The 18,370-nt window shown below is 42.4% G+C and carries 11 protein-coding genes; 3 read left to right on the plus strand and 8 right to left on the minus strand.

All coding sequences use genetic code 11. The annotated features are described in order from the left end of the window. Window positions 1–8: 8 nt before the first annotated feature. The 7 genes from AC1TO9_RS05600 to AC1TO9_RS05630 form a co-directional block, all read right to left on the minus strand. Window positions 9–1,847, minus strand: a complete 1,839-nt coding sequence (locus tag AC1TO9_RS05600; protein ID WP_482058616.1) for a hypothetical protein — start codon at window positions 1,845–1,847, stop codon at window positions 9–11. A gap of 10 nt (window positions 1,848–1,857) precedes the next feature. Beyond that, entirely contained in the window at window positions 1,858–6,264 is a 4,407-nt protein-coding gene (locus AC1TO9_RS05605; protein ID WP_482058617.1) for a hypothetical protein, read from the minus strand. 115 nt (window positions 6,265–6,379) lie between these two features. Then, window positions 6,380–7,996, minus strand: a complete 1,617-nt coding sequence (locus AC1TO9_RS05610) for an extracellular solute-binding protein (protein WP_482053826.1) — start codon at window positions 7,994–7,996, stop codon at window positions 6,380–6,382. Between the two features lie 65 nt (window positions 7,997–8,061). Continuing rightward, on the minus strand, window positions 8,062–8,874 hold the full coding sequence (locus AC1TO9_RS05615; protein WP_482053827.1) for a carbohydrate ABC transporter permease: 813 nt from the start codon (window positions 8,872–8,874) through the stop codon (window positions 8,062–8,064). 87 nt (window positions 8,875–8,961) lie between these two features. Beyond that, the gene (locus AC1TO9_RS05620; RefSeq protein ID WP_482053828.1) at window positions 8,962–9,945 is read right to left on the minus strand and encodes an ABC transporter permease; all 984 of its coding nucleotides are present in this window, start codon (window positions 9,943–9,945) and stop codon (window positions 8,962–8,964) included. 298 nt (window positions 9,946–10,243) lie between these two features. Beyond that, complete coding sequence (locus AC1TO9_RS05625) at window positions 10,244–12,553, minus strand: helix-turn-helix domain-containing protein (protein WP_482058618.1); 2,310 nt, start codon at window positions 12,551–12,553, stop codon at window positions 10,244–10,246. 30 nt (window positions 12,554–12,583) lie between these two features. Then, on the minus strand, window positions 12,584–12,715 hold the full coding sequence (locus AC1TO9_RS05630) for a hypothetical protein (RefSeq protein ID WP_482058842.1): 132 nt from the start codon (window positions 12,713–12,715) through the stop codon (window positions 12,584–12,586). Between the two features lie 366 nt (window positions 12,716–13,081). On the opposite strand from AC1TO9_RS05630, the gene AC1TO9_RS05635 reads away from it, so the two are divergent. Further along, window positions 13,082–13,726 carry a transcriptional regulator gene (locus tag AC1TO9_RS05635; RefSeq protein ID WP_482053830.1) on the plus strand — a complete coding sequence of 215 codons (645 nt, stop codon included), beginning with the start codon at window positions 13,082–13,084 and terminating at the stop codon, window positions 13,724–13,726. A gap of 350 nt (window positions 13,727–14,076) precedes the next feature. On the opposite strand, the gene AC1TO9_RS05640 is transcribed toward AC1TO9_RS05635, so the two are convergent. Further along, entirely contained in the window at window positions 14,077–16,467 is a 2,391-nt protein-coding gene (locus tag AC1TO9_RS05640; protein ID WP_482053831.1) for an ABC transporter ATP-binding protein/permease, read from the minus strand. 180 nt (window positions 16,468–16,647) lie between these two features. Between AC1TO9_RS05640 and AC1TO9_RS05645 the strand changes: the two genes are divergently transcribed. After that, window positions 16,648–17,322: a response regulator transcription factor gene (locus tag AC1TO9_RS05645; RefSeq protein WP_482053832.1), complete on the plus strand. Its 675-nt coding sequence runs from the start codon at window positions 16,648–16,650 to the stop codon at window positions 17,320–17,322. Then, window positions 17,319–18,356, plus strand: coding sequence for a HAMP domain-containing sensor histidine kinase (locus AC1TO9_RS05650; protein WP_482053833.1), 1,038 nt, complete (start codon window positions 17,319–17,321; stop codon window positions 18,354–18,356). Before AC1TO9_RS05645 ends, AC1TO9_RS05650 begins: the two co-directional genes overlap by 4 nt. The last annotated feature ends 14 nt before the right edge of the window (window positions 18,357–18,370 follow it).

The raw sequence follows: 18,370 nt of genomic DNA on the forward strand, positions 1-18,370 counted from the left end.
ACTATTCATCATACGGGATGATGATCATTCGGTTGTAAAGGAATAGATAACTCATACGGTGAACTATTCTGATTGCAAGTTGTAACCTTTGCTATCACATGACCGGCTTCTTCTACGACCGTAATCAGTGGCAATCTCTCAACCACCTCGCCTATAGCTAACGAGAATAGAAATGCGGATTTTTTGAGCGTATAAAAATCTATTACTTTTCGTTGACCCGCATAGATAACTAAATCTAAACCAACACTTTCTCCTTGTCCTTGCTTACTCACTTCCCAGCTCCATCCCTGCTGCTCTTTCTCTGCGCTGTCTGCAGCCATTCCCTCTTCAAAAGCTGCATAGATGCTGTCGAACCGCAAAGGCAATCCGTTAATGACTACTTGTGCCTTCGTTCCTTCCGTTTCAATACTCACATCATCAAGTAATCCTCCAAATTCCATACGAAGCCGGAAATCCGATACCTCTATACTACCCTGAATTCGATCCAACATCGGGTGGGTATCCCCACCATTGGTGAGGAACCGTACACCGAGAAGAAGATGTCCATGTTCCGCCGTAACACTGAGTACCCCCGAGCAATAGTCATATCCATCATGCAAGCAGCGCATCTGTAAATAAGTAGATGACCCGTTATTCTCGAAATAAGCGACCAATCCCCGTGTTTGGTTCCACATAATTTCATCTCTGAACATCCCTATTGTATACCGCGATGTCATGTGTGTTTCTGCCCATTTCACGAAACCAGTATCCTTATTTCGATAATAGGCCTGTTCAAGTACCTTGGTATCTACCTCAGTCATGAACAAATCTATATAAGTATCAGGGCATCGGCTGCCAGTGCCGAACCATTCGGCGTCATATTCGAGCTCATCATCAGAGAAGAATGACAGCTTGTTATCAGTAGCCATCTGTAGAAAGGATTTAATCTTGTTGGTCAGAAGTGTACTATAACTGCGACTATGTGGACCTGCCCACTGCTGGGAAATAGGATGATAATGCTCTGCCACCATCCGCCAAACCATGTCTAGTAGCCCAGAGACGATTTCCTTAGCCCTTTGATTAACCGAATGGGTATGAATTTTGGATAACTCTACGATAGCAATGACGGAATAATGAGGACTGTTGAATTCTTGGAAGGTCCCTAAGGCCTCCGTATAATGTTTTAACTTTTCCAGTCTTTGTAGCGAATAATCTATATAATCCTGACGTCCATAGAGTTCTCCAGCAATCAAAGTCACGAAAGCCCCCATAATACAAATATTCGTATAATGAGGTCCCACATCCCTTATGATGATCGCATCACACGCACAGGTTATCCCTTGTGAAATCTGATCTCTCAGCTCTTCGGGAAGTCGATGACCGTGAATCAATACTGCAAGTACAAGCTCTTTACCACAGAAGTCGGCCCAGTTCCAGTCCGGTGGATCCATCTGTTTAAGCGGTTCCTCATAGAACCACGGCCATATGCCGAAGGTATCTCGTTCTGGGTCTCGATCTTGTAAAGTAAGTACGCATTTTATGACATCACAAGCCCTCTGTACATACTCGGGAACCTCTGTATTTAATAAGCCTACGGCATATAGCAACGATGGATGTGTAGGATGTACTACAGGATACAACTCGGTAGTTAATGTCGTATGATACCCAGGCGTGTGGAATGGCCTCAGCAGCATGTTAACATGTGGGTCAAAGTCAGTTTCCTGGGAAACTATTTTTCTCAATAAAAGTTCTTTGTCATCCAACGATTGTGAATATCGGCTCATGTTTGAATCCTCACTTTCTGTTCCCGGCTTCTTGATTGTGAATGAGGAGAGATGCAATAACATGCTCCACTGCATCTCTCTCATTATCAAAGCTTTAAATTACCGTTACGATCATGACTTCACTTTCCTTTATACCCGAAGCATTCACCAGCTCTGCGCGATATTCATATGCACCCGAAGTTCGCTTAGTAATTTCAGTGATAACAGATTGAGCATTAGGAGTGGCCGCAGTCAACTGCTTTGTATCGATTAGCTGTCCGTTCTCGTAAAGATGATAATCCGTGGCGTTAGTCCCCCACCACATATTCATAGTTATCTTATACGCTCCGTCTTGATCCCAATTATCATTAGAGAGTATAGGCTTACCTGGTTCCATATTCGTCACGTCCACAATCATCGGTTCACATTCGGTCGTGCCTTTATCATTAATCAACTCGCAGGTGTATTCATAAGATCCATTAGACTTGCCTACGACTTGAACAGCAGTCTTCTGAGCAAGAGGCGTGGCATTCTCCATCGGTTGCGAATGGATCAACACACCGTTCTCATAGAGCTTATACATCCTTCCGTTCTCACCCCACCACATATCCATCGTAATGGTATAATCCCCGCCAAGGATCCCGTTATCATGAATATTGTTGGATAAGATAGGTTTACCTGGTACAGTAAATGCAGACTCGTATAAAGTAAGCTTCCCGATGTCTTCGCTCCCGCGTAGGAATACGTCGTCGTTCTGAGTATATATGGCTCTAACTTCTTTAATACCGCTGTCCGTATTGATCGGAATTACATACATGAAATTTGCCTTACCCGTTACATCCGTGGTGGCTTCCCCCACTGAAAGGTCGTTTACATGGAAAGTAATAGATTGCCCTTCAATAGAGTCCCCATCACGATTCGTAAGCGCAGCCTGTAGTATTGCTTCACCTTCAATTGATGCTTCCGTATCGGCTACTTGGAGCGTTGTCCTGTAATAAATTGTGAATTGGACAGTCTCCGTTGCCATGTTCCCTGCATAATCCTCTGCCGTCACGATCAGCGTATGAATTCCATGCCCCGTTATGGGGGTATTTATCGTCCATTCCATTCCATCGAGCCATGCTTTACTTTCCTTCAGTCCATTTCCCGTATCCTTTACACTTATTATAGGAGTCACTTGATCGGTATAGTTCTCTCCACTTTCAACTCCAGATATCGTAATCATGGGACTCGTTAAATCCGCCTTCTGTAATAGAATCGGCTTGAACAAAGAGGCCTGCTTGCTTGAACCAATACCACTACCCCACTCCACATAGCCTTTACGAACATTACTGTCGTTCTCGTTGACGACGATAGACAGACTAAGAATACCGTCACTTGGAACGATCGGCGCCAGTTCACCCCATGGGAGAGCCAACTGGTAGATTGTATCTTTCTTCTCCTCATCTCTAGTTATTTGTAAATCAGGATTTGCTATGGTACCCGCCTCAACCCCTTGTGGCGCCATCCACCGATAGAGCTCCGGCCCTTGCGATGTTAAGGCCATACCATATTCATACCATTGTAAATTCTCTCCCGGCATTCCTGCAGACACGGCAAACTGGATACTATCCCCTGCCCAGATTTCATCGCCCTGCTTCGACTGTGAGAACACATCGTCATGAACGCGTGCAACCATGTACAGATGCTCACTATCATAAGTGGACCAGAGACTCCCGCTGAAATCCTCTGGACCCTTATGGGAACCGATTCTTGAATTCACATCTGCTATAAGATCAATACCCACTAAATCTTGCAGATCCTCCAAGGAATTGACCGTTCGAAATATCAGTGGAACTCTTGATTCGGATGGAACAAGTTTAACGTTCCCTTCGATTAGCAACACCGCCCCATCGTCCATAAATAACTTAAATTGATAGGCTTGTAGTGTCCCTTCCGCCAATCCTAATAGCGGGAAGTCGACCGTCTGCAAGGTATTTCCGGGAATAATTACGTCATAGGCTTCCGAACCCGTAGATGACCCAATGCTCCAATCAATCTGCGTCAATCGGCGTTCTGTAGACCTTTCATTCACGATCGCTACTTCCATCACGTCAGCACCATTCTTAATTACATGCTTTGACGATACTTGCTCGGCCTGTTGGATCTCAACTGTTTCAGATAACCCTGCAAACATCGTCCCGGTGGTAAGTAAGGTAGCCGTCGCCTTCTTGTATCCAATCTTATCAATTCCCGGAAACTCAACAGAGTAATCTCCGGGTGCGTTCACGGAAATTTCCTGTGTAATGCCTTCGAAGCTTACCCTTGCGATAAGCTCCTCTTGCTGTGCAAGATCACTGACCTGGAGCACGAGTGTTACGGGATCGTTAGTATAAACGGAAGCACTTTGTAGAGAAAATGGGCTATCTTGAACAAAGCTGTCCATGTCCCCATGAATAAACAGAGGCTCACCCGTCAATGTCAAATACACTTTCCCTTGAAATGGTGTATATGTGATCTTCCGCCCCATCATATCTGTCACTAGAAGGGGTTCTTGCGTATTCAAAGTGATATCTCTTTTATCCAATGACCACAAAACATTAATCGTTTCGCTATTTTTATCAAATGTGTAGCAATAAATACCATCCTCTATATCCTGACTCACAGGAATCGCACCCGTTAGCTGTCTAGTAAGTGTAGCTAGAGCAACGTAGGCAGGCTTAGGCGTATATGCCCCTAACGCATCACCTGTATTATGGATGACTCCGAAATTATGCTCATTGTTGAGCTTATCCGTCCCAGTATCCATCAAGTTGTACCAGAATATTTTCTCAACACCCGCCGCGATACTCAGCACATAAGTGCGGATCAAATAGGCAGCCTGAGTCGTTTCATCTACACCCGTTGGGTTCAAATGGGTTGGCCAGCCAATCTCCGAGAACCACAGGGGGATGGTCTGGCCATTATTGTGATCGCGCACAAGTTGGTTCAATTCGTCAATCTCTTCTAGCAATCCTTCCGGTGTTTGAGGATAGCGGTAAGGGTGGACTGAAAGTGAATCCATATAATCCAGCCCACCAAGCTCGAATAAGTCTTCCAACCAATCTTCTGGAATTCCTGCCGTTGCGCCACCTACGACGTTTAGTTCCGGTTGAATCGATTTGGATGCCTCGTAACCCTTCTTCAGCATATTGAAGTAAATATTCGCTCTCGAGTCTGCAGGACCATTGCCACCAAAGTACGGCAGGTTGAACTCATTCCATATTTCACCTGAATTAATCTGACTTCCGAACTTTCCCAGCATGGCTTTCACATAATTTCCGTATGCGAGATGAGCTTCCTCTGTATAAGGTGTTTTACCTTCATCGTAATACTTATTGCTGAACGCGAAGGAGAGGAATGGATCGATGCCGAACTCGTTAAAAGATTGCATAGGAAGCGTAATCTTGGGGTTAAACGAATATTGTCCTTTATTGACCTCTACTTCTGACCAATAGAAGGAGTCTCGTACGTTCTTGGTACCGGCATATTTAAGAAGTGGAATCATTTCCTTGTTCCAACTAATTCCATAATGGGTCTGTACACCGAATGGAGACTCCGTTACCGCCGCTAGATCAAACTCAGGAAGCGTGGCAAATGTCGTTTCCTTTGTATTAATTACGGTACCCCCTAAAGAAGCTACTACCTTCAATCTATAATATCCATCTTCAGTCACCGGTACGTTAAGACGAAGCTTACTTCCAGTGACTGGGGCAGTTCCGGTCGACACTGGCTCTCCCCATGCATTGAAGGTACTCCATTGAATAGCATCACCCGTTGTCAAAATGTCAAAATGGGCTGATTGGCTTCCTGCAAAGACGTTACCAACTTGAACCTGAGCAATGGCTAGCTCGGGAACCTCGACCTTAACTCGAATATTATCAATCCATATGGAGCCCATGGTTTTGCCTGCTTTCATCGATGCTTTAGTCAGCTTAAAGTGCATTTTCTTTAGCGGGCCATGCCATACTCCATCATTACTCCCGCCCCACTTTGTATAATTAACCCCCGATGTGAAAGAACTCACTGTAATCTTCTGCCATTCTGTTGTCTGATCTAGTATGATCGTCTGTTGATGATTCTGATTCGTGTTGTCGACCAATATCAGATCGAATTTAGCCATATCCGCTGTCTTCACCCACAAGCTGAGCTCCACAGCATCCGTAGGTAGTACACGTTTAAACAAGTACTTCTCCAAGGAAACATAACTGTTTGTATATCCCGAATTGCTACTGAAATTAAGCTCTAGTTTTCCTGAGGAACTCCCAGACTGAGCGTTCGTAGAATCCCTACTAAATTCACCATTTCCAAGCGCTCCACCGCTTCCAATCAAGAAGTCCCAAGCCTCATCAGCACTTTCAAAATCTCCTATCGTCAACTCAGGGGTACTTACTTCGGCATAAGTATGGGATTCAGGTAATCCCATTAGAATTAGAGATATAAATAAAGAAAGAAGGAAAGTAGCGACAAATTTAATTACATCCGATTTCTTCGATCTGATCATGTGCATACCACTCCTTTGTTTATAAGAAGTTTATTAGCAGAAAGACAGATTCTGTTGAAGATCACTCCTTAGAATCTGTCCTCCCACCTATGATCACAACTCTTTATTTACTAACTTATTTCAAGAATTCCTTATTTATTTCATACCATTCCTGGGCTAGCTTCTCAACATTTTCTCCACCAAGACGTTTCCATTCCTTTCGAACCTGCTCCATACCCGCTTCGGGACTTAATGTTTTACCCCCAGTTACGATCTTAACCTCAATCTGTGTCGCAATCGGAGCAAAGGTCGCAATCAGCTGACTCACTTCCGGTAAATCCGGACTAAACGCGATATCCCTACGATATTCATTTTTGAGCGCTACTTCTAAGGCTTGAGATTTAGCCTGAGCGATTTCTTGGGAAAGAGGATCTTGAGCAGCCATGACCGGAATCCATTCCGCTTTCGTATTCCATTGACTCAGAATTGAATATTCGTTAGCATAGGCTACTTCCTGCCGAAATTGATCTGAATCAAGCCTTTGCGGAACTTCACCATCTACCAATTTGTAATGTACATTCTCCTCGCCGAACTTCAAGCTCATCCAACCTTCTTCCAGCATCCAATCGAGGAATTTAATGGCTGTTTCGATTCTATCCTCATCCATGGTGCTGTTGAATGCGACTAGAACATTGGAAGGTAATTCTTGGTACAGACCATTTTTCCCATATTGGCTCGCCACAGATTCTAATGGAGCCAGCTTGGCTTCAGGAACATTCACCTTTAGATCCCGAATTTCATTATCCATACTCCAGTTAGCAAAATAGATCCCTGCCTTACCTGTCGTCCATAGTTGAGTTGCACGCTGGAAGTTACTATCGGTAATATACTCTTTATCAATCAGTTCTTGGTCGAATAATGACTTCTGAAAGGTAAGTGAATCAGTAAAGCGATCTAACGTTCTGGCATATTTCATCTGGCCATCTTCTAAGTACCACTGGTTCTCATTGGTGAAGAAGAAAGCACGCATAATTTGTACAGCATTACCGTTAAATACAATGGGTACCGTATCGTCTTGCCCATTACCATCGGGGTCTTCGTCCTTAAATTTCTGAGCCACCTCAATTAGTTCTTCTACTGTTGTAGGCGCCTTAAGTTGCAGCTTATCCAGCCAATCCTGTCGAATCCACATGCCGTTGTTAGCAATAGACTCAATACTCCTCTTGCTTGTAACCGCATACATCTTACCGTTGATTGTCATAGCAGACTTCAATTCAGGATTATCCTCTAAATACTTTTTCAAGGTTGTACTGTACTTTTCAATGAAAGTATCAATGGGCTGAATAGCCCCCTGATTCGCTAATTGAGCGATATAATTTCGATCATATTCCCATATTAGGTCTGGTGCGCTACCTGCCGCGATAAGTGTACTTAACTTTTGTTGAGCTTGACCCCGATCAACCGGAATCCACTGAACCGTAGCTGGTGAATTTTCATTGATCCATTTCGTCCACCGATTGCTTTCGTAGCTACCTTCCTCCGTAGCCACACTCCCACGGTCAAAGGCTGAAATACTTATTTCTTTCTTCGTTTCTGCTGAATTATTCTCTGAGGTTGTAGCAGCTGGGCTACTTGTTACGGGCGATGCTGATGGATTCTCCGATGTAGTTTTATTGCTGCAAGCTACCAGGATCATCATAAGTGATAAGCTTGCCACTAGGACCGTTTTCCACAAATACTTTGCTTTTCTCAATTGCTTCATCCCCTTATTAGATAGTTATAGTTATGCCTATATCAAGGACATATAGTCCGACGATATCATCCTTTTACAGATCCGATTAATACCCCTTTAACGAAATGCTTCTGCAAGAACGGGTATACGATCAGAATAGGGGTGACCGCTATCACGATAGCTGCGGCTTTGATCCCTTCCGGTGTCAGCATCACCTGTCCCACCCCTTCGCTCCCGGAGACATTATTCAATAAACTTTGATTCACTTGGAGAATCATTTGATAGAGCTTAAGTGTTAATGTCTGCTGAGTACTCTTCGTAATATATAGCAACACGTTGAAATAGGAGTTCCACCAACCCACGGCATAAAACAATGAGAGTGCAGCCATTATCGGCTTACATAAAGGAAGAATAATCTGGACTAGAATCCTCCAGTCTCCGGCACCGTCGATGGCCGCTGATTCCTCAATTTCCTCGGGTAAGCCTTCCATAAATGTCTTCATGACAAACATGTTATAGGTACTAATTAAAGCCGGTAGCCACAATGACCAATAAGAATCCATAAGTCCCAGTGATTTAATAAGAATAAAATTGGGGATGATCCCCGTAGTTAACAACATCGTGAATATGATAAACATAAGTAGCAGACTACGTCCCTTAAGTCTTCGTCTAGAAAGAGGATAGGCAGCTAATGTCGTTAATACCATATTTAGTAGTGTACCTACAATAGTTACTACAATCGTGTTCCCCATGGCGCCAAAAAGCTGACCGTCATCGAAGAGTCGTACATAGGCATTTACGTTAAATTCAACTGGCCATAAAGACACTTCACCCGCCGTTATAGCCCTACTACTGCTAAAGGAAGATACAATGACATACCATAACGGGTATAAAGCCATTAGTGAAAAGCACCCGAGTATGGTGTAATTTATAGTCGTCCACAACCGAGACACGACGGATACGTTGTTTCTTCGAGATAGCATCATTTACCATAGACCCCTCTCCCCAAACATTCGGGTTAATCGATTTACACCTACCACCAGAGTCAAGCTGACCAGTGATTGGAACAAGCCTAATGCAGTCGTATAGCTATAATTCATATTTTGCAAGCCAACCCTATATACATACGTACTAATAACATCCGCAACATCTAGTACAGATTGATTCTGTAGGATCAATGTTTGCTCTAGTCCAACGTCCATCATATTACCCATGCGTAGAACTAGCAGAATAGCAACGGTACTACGAATCCCCGGAAGTGTAATATGCCAGGTTTGGCGTAATTTACTCGCTCCGTCGATCTTAGCGGCCTCGTATAGTTGAGGGTCGATCGAAGCCATTGCTGCTAAATAGAGAATCGTACCCCATCCTGCTTCTCGCCATATACCTGACAGCGTATACGCTACTGGCCACCATCTAGAATTAGCCATAAAGTAAATCGGTTCAATACCGAATACATGCTCAAGTACTGCATTAACAACACCAGTACTTGGCGAAAGGATAGCGATAAAGATACCACCCAAGACAACCCATGATATAAAATGAGGCAAATACAGTAAGTTCTGTACTGTCCTCTTATACCATTCTTTGCGAACTTCATTTAGTAAAAGAGCCAGTATGATAGGTACTGGAAAACCAAAAACAAGACTGTACACGTTCAATACTAGCGTATTTCGAAGAACTCTCCAGAAATCAATACTCCCGAATAAACTTTCAAAATGCTTGAATCCAACCCATTGACTACCGAATATCCCATCCCCTAAGCGATAATCTTTGAACGCTATAATCTCGCCTACCATCGGAGAGTATTTAAATAAAAGATAAAACCCGATAACAGGTAGCAGCATCAGGTACAAATGTCGGTCCCTCTTTAATCGGTTGAATACATTGGGAGTCCTTGGCTTCGTTCTCGTCCATGTCGACTCTGAATCGGCCAGTACAGTTTCGAGTTCGGGTCGTTTATGCTTCATTGGGTTCATCCTTTCTTGGTTTGGAGGCCTAAGTACGTCTGGGCAATTCGATCGTACCTTGGGATAGAATCTATGGATATAGACACGATCTAAACACGATGACTATTCTTGCTATAGGTACAGTCACCATTCTTAAACAGGGTTCATTTTCTTGTGATATTACATGAATATACCTACAGGGACGTGGGTTTCTAGTCGTAAGACACACAACTCAAAAAGACATATACAGAGATCATTCTTCCACAAGTGAAGAAGATCTCAAATATATGTCTTGATATTAAAGTTATTAAATGCTTGATTATTGTTCATTATCAGTCCGTGACTTGGCTCGGTACTCTAACGGGGTCATCCCTGTATACTTCTTAAATGTTCGTAGGAAACTTCGTGCGTTTAGATAACCAACAGCTTCGGCAATCTCGTTCACTTTCATGTCCTTCCCTGCTAGAAATTTCTGAGAAGCAGTAATCCGGATTCCGATCAAATAATCAATGAAGTTACTTTCGGTATATTCTTTAAACTGTTTGCTTATATAAGTTGGACTTAAATGGAACTCTTGGGCAAGCTTTTCCAAAGAAAGATCACTTTCCTGAAAATGTTCTCCGATATAGATGAGCATACGTTCAATAGTCTCATTACTTCCCCTCTGCCTCCGCTTAGCTTTGATTCTGCCAGCCATCTCTTCTAGAAACGAGAAGACAATCCTCTCCATCTCCTTCAAGTCTCCACTGCGGTTAATCAGCTCATAGATGTTGTCCAGTTGGCTCATCGATTCCTTCAGGTCGATTCCTATGGAACCAACGGACTGTACCGATTTCATAATGATATCAAAAGAAAGCTGACGGATCAGATCTGGAGGCAAATTGCTATCTATCGCCTCTTGAAATGTCTCCTTCACATACTTCTTCAGCTTCACCGTATCCGTCATCTTCAGTGCATCCGTAATTCGGTCCGATGTACGAATCAATCGATAATAATCTTGGCTGTCCAGAGGCTGTAGGTCTTCAATGGAGATAACGGAATGCTGGCCGAACACCATCTTATAATGAAGCGCCTTCTGTGATTCATCGTATGATTTAGGAATTTCCCTCATCTCACTATAGCCTCGACCCACGCCAACAGTCACGATCAGATCGAATTGCTTCTTCATAATATCGAGGATTAGCTCCATAATCGCAAGCGAACGTAAGTGATTCTGCTCCGCATCTCCTTCTGCAAAGCTGAAAATGACTGCTGCACGCCCCCCTCCTAAGTCAATAGCCATCCCAGCGTTCTCTAGATTAATCATTTCCTCCGCCACATTACAGAATGCATAAGTATAAAGTGTCTCATCCTGAGCCCTTAAGTCTATTCCCTCTTTGCTAATCTCCGCCGTACATACAAGAAATCGATCCGGGTATAAATGAACACCCACGAACTCAAGATGATGAAGCACAGCCAGATAATCCGTTCGATACCCCACAAGCATATCCATCATGATTCTCCACTTCAGTACCGGCTTCGAGTCCCGCACATGTCGCTGAAGATGTTCTCTGTCCAGCATTAATTGGTCGAATACGCTTTCCAGATAAGGAAGTCCAGCATCTGTTTGTTCATAGTTCTCGCTGAATTTATATGTACCCGACATTTTGCCCACCAATTGATTAAGCGGTTTAAATGTCCAACGGTTTACGTAAAACAACACGATCAACGCTAGCAGAATCATACCCGCCGCCAGAGTAATCAGCAGATTCCGCGTAACTTTGAGCGGCTCATATATCTGTGACTCTGGAAGGATGCTGATCAATTTCCAACCTGTATAATTGGAATCAAGGTAAAATATCGATTGACGGTCACCATTAATCTGCTCTGTAAATGACCCGCTTCCTTTTTTAGTGAGTACATTTTTAATATAAGGAAGTTCCTTCAAGTTACGATAGATTTGACTTTTATCATCGTGAGTCACCACATTTCCATCGTTATCTATAATAAACATATGACCCATGTTGCTATCCTCGTAGACTACTTTAACCATATCGTATAATACCTTTTCATTAATATTGACGGCAACAATTCCCTTACGATATCCCGGGCTACTGATCGTTGGGTAAGTCCTCACTAAAGTGATCACATCTTTATTCCCGTTATCTTCCCATACCTGGTGGGTAGTTAGCCACTTGAAATATACTGGCATATCCAAATAATCATCCAACCAGTTATCCATCAAGGGGGCATCCTTCATATACACTTTGTCCGTCAGAATGTGACCGCTTACAGAAGAATAAACAAAAATGGACGAGAACTGAGGATTGGCATCAATAAAATTCCTCAACTTCGTGTTTAATCCGAAAAAATTACTATATTTCTGACCATCATCCGAATAGCTATCGAGCATAAAGTAAACGAATTCAAGCTCGTTCATAAGCGCTAGCAGATCCTTTTCCGTCTGACGAAAGGCCACCTCAATCTTCTGATCGACTTGTTTCAATAAAGCAAGGTTCGTATCATTCAGATCACTCTCTAGCTTACCTACTGTTCCTATATACGATAACCCAAAGGTCAGCGTGATGATTACTAAGAATACGAGCCCATAAACCAGCATAATCTTAGTCGATATGCTTATCTTCATCATGCTATACCTCCAAATGGAATTTCTTTCGGGTTAGACCTCACTTCTTTCACTGATAACCTGGTTATCTATCTCTCCATCAGCTTCTACCCTATGGACATCTGTGTTTAAGAACAACTGAATGATTTCTTCTGCCTGTACCACTTCAGTACCACTAAATCCCACAAATATGGATTCCCTTCTGGATTCCGGTATTGATTCTCACAAAGGAGTTCAACCGATTATATGCAACACTTCCGATCTCGATGCATCCCACAGCGAATAGAGTATCAGTGAGTACGGCTTCAAATTACGCAATAATCTTACAGCATCAAACACCAATCCCCTACATATCCAACCACTCCAAATCCCCTTATGGTAGCTAACGCAAAACGGAAAATCCTTGACAACCTATCGAGAATAAGCCATTATATGAATACATTTAATAATTCATCGGCGTGAAGTACAAGCCGCTTTAATACGATAGCTCATATGAGCATTATCGTATTAAAGCGGCTTTCTTTTTATATAGTGACTACAAGTTAGGGGGATGTGAATTTGTTTGAAGATGTCTATGAGGTATGGCTGTACAAACACATTGCCGAAGAGAAGAACCCCAGAGTGCGGGAACTTCTACTCAAAGGATTAGGACATGGAACGATAGAATTTCTTCGTTCAATCTGGTTTCCAGCAGTAGGGAATCTAGATTATTTGTATCCTGAATATGAGGTGCGTGACTTTAATAACGGATGCCGCTACCTTGACCTCGCTTACAGACCAAACGATGCAAAGGGCTGTATAGAGATTCATGGATATCGATCTCACGCGAGGGACATCGAAGTCAGTCGCTTTAAAGATTTATGTATGAAGCAAGCCTTGCTTGTACTTGACGATTGGATATTCCTACCCATCGCTTATCCCTCAATTAAAGAAGATCCGGGCGTCTGCAAACAATTAGTGCTCGCATTTGTCGGAAAGTTCCTATCCACAGTAGTACCTTCTGATCTTAACTGGGCTGAGGCAGAAACGTTACGCTTTGCCCGTAGATTGATGCGTCCTTTCACACCACGAGAACTTTCTACTCATCTGCAACTTTCGGATCGCCACTCAAGACATATTTCTCTCGAATTAGTGCATAAAAAGATACTGGTCGTTGCAAGCGGAGTCCAGCGGTATCGCACATTTAGGTTACCATAGTAGATGTATCGTATCCCTTAGTAAGCATATCGCATCTTCGAATTTCTAACGGAAATCATAGACTCTATTCGATGGAAAGACACCTTTATAAAATTCTAACGGAAGTACACGCCCCTATATGTAAATAAACAGCCCAGATCGTGCAAAAAGGATCAAATAAGGTCTCCTAGATCCGTTAGAATTTCAAAAGTGGTGTATACGGCCAAATAAGGTCTCCTGCTTCCGTTAGAGTATATAATGAGAAAAGAGGCTGATCCTATTGGATCAACCTCTTCCTCATTATAGATCTAAGCGACGTTTAAATTCTAATCGCCATTATTGATGCAACAAATCGCTAACCTACCAGTGAACTATTCGCTACGCAATGCGGTTACTGGATCCTTCTTCGCTGCCATCTTCGCAGGAATGAATCCACCTACCATCGTAAGTACTACGCTAATAATACCAAGCGTTAGCGCATGCATAGGATCAAGCTGTGCAACATTAGAGAGATCCGTTAGATTATAAAGTATTGCATTGACTGGAATTGTCAACAGATACGTTATACCAATTCCAAGAATCCCTGAACAAGCTCCAATGATAAAGGTCTCTGCATTAAACACACGCGTGATATCCTTCTTCCTTGCTCCCAATGCGCGAAGAACACCAATTTCCTTCGTTCTTTCCATCACTGAAATGTAAGTTATGATAGCAATCATGATTAGGGAGACCACGAGGGATATTGCCGCAAATGCAATCAGCACCATTGTAATACCATCCATAATGCCTCCTGAGATACTTGTGACAATCGCTGCCAGATCCGTGTATATCACTTTGTCTTTTGTATCCAAATTCGCATTCCACTCATCCAGATAAGCGTTAACTTTTTCCTTTGATCCAAAGTCTAATGGATACAGAGAGACTGATGTTGGAATCTCCGTTGCTCCCAAGGAGGCAAGAATATCAGCCTTCGTCGAAGTCGTTGGGGTGACTGCTGCCATAGCAGCAGCCATGCTAGGATCCATAGTTGGCATTCCAGGTTGAGTCATCCCTGCCATTCCACTACCAGCTATGTCTTGAGAGAGCATTTGTCCTGTTAACACGTTATAGTCAGCTTCCTGTTGTGCCTTTACAATTTCTGAACTCTTCGCATCTTCAATAAAGTAAGTTGCCAGTTCATCAGAATATGCAATTCCCGCAGCTAAAGTAGACATCTTGGATTCTTCCTGACCGCGGATAACACCGACAATATCTAAAGTGATTGCATCGTCACTATTATACATATCAATCAGATTCGTAGCTGTTCCTTTCACTGCGAACTGCTCACCATTTCTTTGATAATAGTCATCGTTCTTCATGAGCTTTAACTCATAACCAATCAGATCAGCGAAGTCAATACTATCGACATTATAGTCCAGACCCAACGCATCAATTGAAGCTTCTGTCAGACGATTATATTCATCCACGATCAGTACAAGATCCGTCTTCTCCGAAGGAAAACTTCCCTCAAGCACATCATAGTACTGCTCTAAATAACTTTCTGTGGAAGCCCCCTGTTTACTAGGATAAGAAGAAAAGCTAATATTCCCCTTATTAACCGTGCTAGCCTTTTCTCCATCTGATTTCAACATATTCATATTAACCGTACGCGTATATGATATCCCATCAATCAGTTTAGGGTCGATCTTCTCCAGATAGGCTAAATATTCTGTTGTCAGCACATTCGTATGAAGGATTGAATTCGCAGTTGGATCATACGGTATCAACTTCTTCTCTGTCGGATAAGACGGTAGATCTGTCCCCCCCATAGCAGCATGTTGTGATACATCAACACTCATAGCAGTCTGGTTGATCGTAATAGGAAAATTAGACATAGCCCCTGCTTCATAGGAACTAATCTGCTTATCAAATCCATTCGATAAAGATAGAATCAATGCAATACCAATAATACCAATACTTGAGGCAAAAGCAGTTAAGCCCGTTCTCCACTTCTTCGTCGCAATATTTTTACCTGATAATTTTAATGCCGTTAAGAAACTCATACTCGTTTTCTTGAGCGTATAGCTGGATGATATCTTTTGGTTCGCCAGCGGGTTAGTATCAGATATTGACTTGCCGTCGGAGAACTTAATGACCCGGTCCGCATATTGTTCTGCCAATTCAGGATTATGCGTCACCATAATAACTAGTTTATCTGCCGCAATGGTCTTGATAAGCTCCATAATTTGTTCACTAGTTTCTGTATCCAACGCTCCTGTTGGTTCATCTGCTAGAATAATATCTGGATTATTCGCTAGAGCACGAGCAATAGCTACACGTTGCATTTGCCCTCCAGACAATTGATTCGGTTTCTTATGCACATGGTCTTTCAATCCGACCTTTTCAAGCACTTCTAATGCCTTCTTCTTCTTCTCCGAAGTGGACACACCACTAAGTGTCATACCCATTTCGACGTTATCCACGATGCTTAAGTGCGAAATCAGATTATAACTCTGAAATATAAACCCTACACTATTATTACGATAAGCATCCCAATCACCATCTTGAAAATTCTTCGTCGATTGTCCATTAATTGTGAGTTCTCCACTATCATATTGATCTAAACCACCAATTAAATTCAATAATGTTGTCTTACCCGACCCACTCTGCCCAAGAATAGCAACGAACTCACTTTTCCTGAAATTGAGGCTCACCTTATCCAAAGCTACCTGTGTGAAATCCCCAGTCTTGTAACTCTTCGTAATATCTTTTAACTGTAACATGTTGATGCTTCTCCCCTTCCAAATAACTATGTCTCTATGATTATAGAACAAGTATATCAAACAATTATAAACTAAACCTAAACTGAGCCTAATTACGTGGAATCATTATATTCTTGTGATTTAAATGAATGAGGTATACTAATATGTATTGTATATAAGATTCCCCCTGGAGGTCATAGTATGTTTACTATTCTAGTTGTTGAAGATGATCACAAATTGCGTCAACTATTCTGTACCGTTCTTAGCAGAAACGGTTATCATCCAAGATCTGCGGAAGATGGCGAGGCAGCCCTCGCTATTCTGGATAAGGAATATATCGATTTAATTATCTCAGATATTATGATGCCACGTATAGATGGCTACGAGCTTACGAGAACACTTAGAGAAGCAAACTTCAATCTCCCCATCTTGATGGTAACGGCACGGGAGAGCTTTGCTGATAAACAACAAGGTTTTCTCGTTGGGATAGATGATTATATGGTGAAACCGATTGATGTTAATGAAATGATTCTACGTGTCGGTGCCCTACTCCGCCGCGCCAAAATTATGACTGAACGCAAAATCGAATGTGGGAATACCCTGTTAGACTATGATTCTTTAACGGTCTTTCAACAAGATAGCAGCATTCTTCTACCGCAGAAAGAATTTTACCTTCTATATAAACTCATATCCTATTCTAATAAAACATTCACGAAACAACAACTGATGGATGAAATTTGGGGGATGGATTCTGAATCGGATGAACACACGATCGTTGTGCATATCAATCGCTTGCGGGAACGCTTTAAGGAATGCGAAGATTTTGAGATCGTGACCGTAAGGGGGCTTGGTTATAAGGTGGTGAAATCATCATGATTCAACGCAAAAGAAATAGTCTGTGGTGGTATTTTGTATCGAAGGTATTTCTTATTATGCTTTCTGCTTCTGTCATGCTAGCTCCAGTAGCATACTTTTATATTCGCAATGAAAATATAACCCAACATAACGGAAGTCCCATTCCTGTTCTTCTACTCATGGTCTTGTTCAGTCTTGTCATCGGTACAATCATAACATTCATGGTCGGCAAAAGAATTTTATCTCCTATTACTGATTTCAGCAATGCAGCTAAGGAAATCGCCAACGGAAACTTTGACATTGATTTGAACGAATCTCATCGGGTGAACGAAATTAATGAGGTAGCACATCACTTTAACATTATGGTTCAAGAACTTCGCAGTATCGAAACACTTCGAAACGATTTCGTCGTTAACGTATCTCATGAATTCAAAACGCCCATTGCAGCCATTGAAGGTTATGCCACTCTGTTGCAGGATAAGAATATTACTAAGGAAGAGCATGATGAATATACAGAGATGATCGTAAATAGTGCACGTCAATTGTCTACATTATCAGGGAACATTCTAAAGATCTCCAAGCTTGAGAATCAAGAGGTCATTTCTGGAAAAATAGAGTATCGTCTAGACGAACAAATTCGCCAAGCCATATTGCTACTAGAATCGATCTGGTCATCTAAACAACTGATTCTAAATATCGAGCTTGCAAAGCTTACCTATCACGGAAATGAAGAGCTCATGATGCAAGTGTGGTTGAACCTGCTTGGTAATGCGATTAAATTCACGCCAACAGGCGGAGAAATATCCGTTGCCCTCATATCTAATGACAACGGAATCTCGGTAATTATATCTGACAACGGTATAGGAATGACAAACAAAGTAAGTAAGCATATCTTCGAAAAATTCTATCAAGAAGATCATGCCAGATACTCAGAAGGCAACGGTCTCGGTCTCCCCTTAGTCAATCGTATCATTAACCTATGCGGTGGGAAGATTGACGTTATAAGCGAATTAGGTGAAGGCTCAACCTTTACGGTTAGATTGCCTATGGATTGAAGTAGGAGATGGAT

Source organism: Paenibacillus sp. Y916 (genome assembly GCF_056786435.1).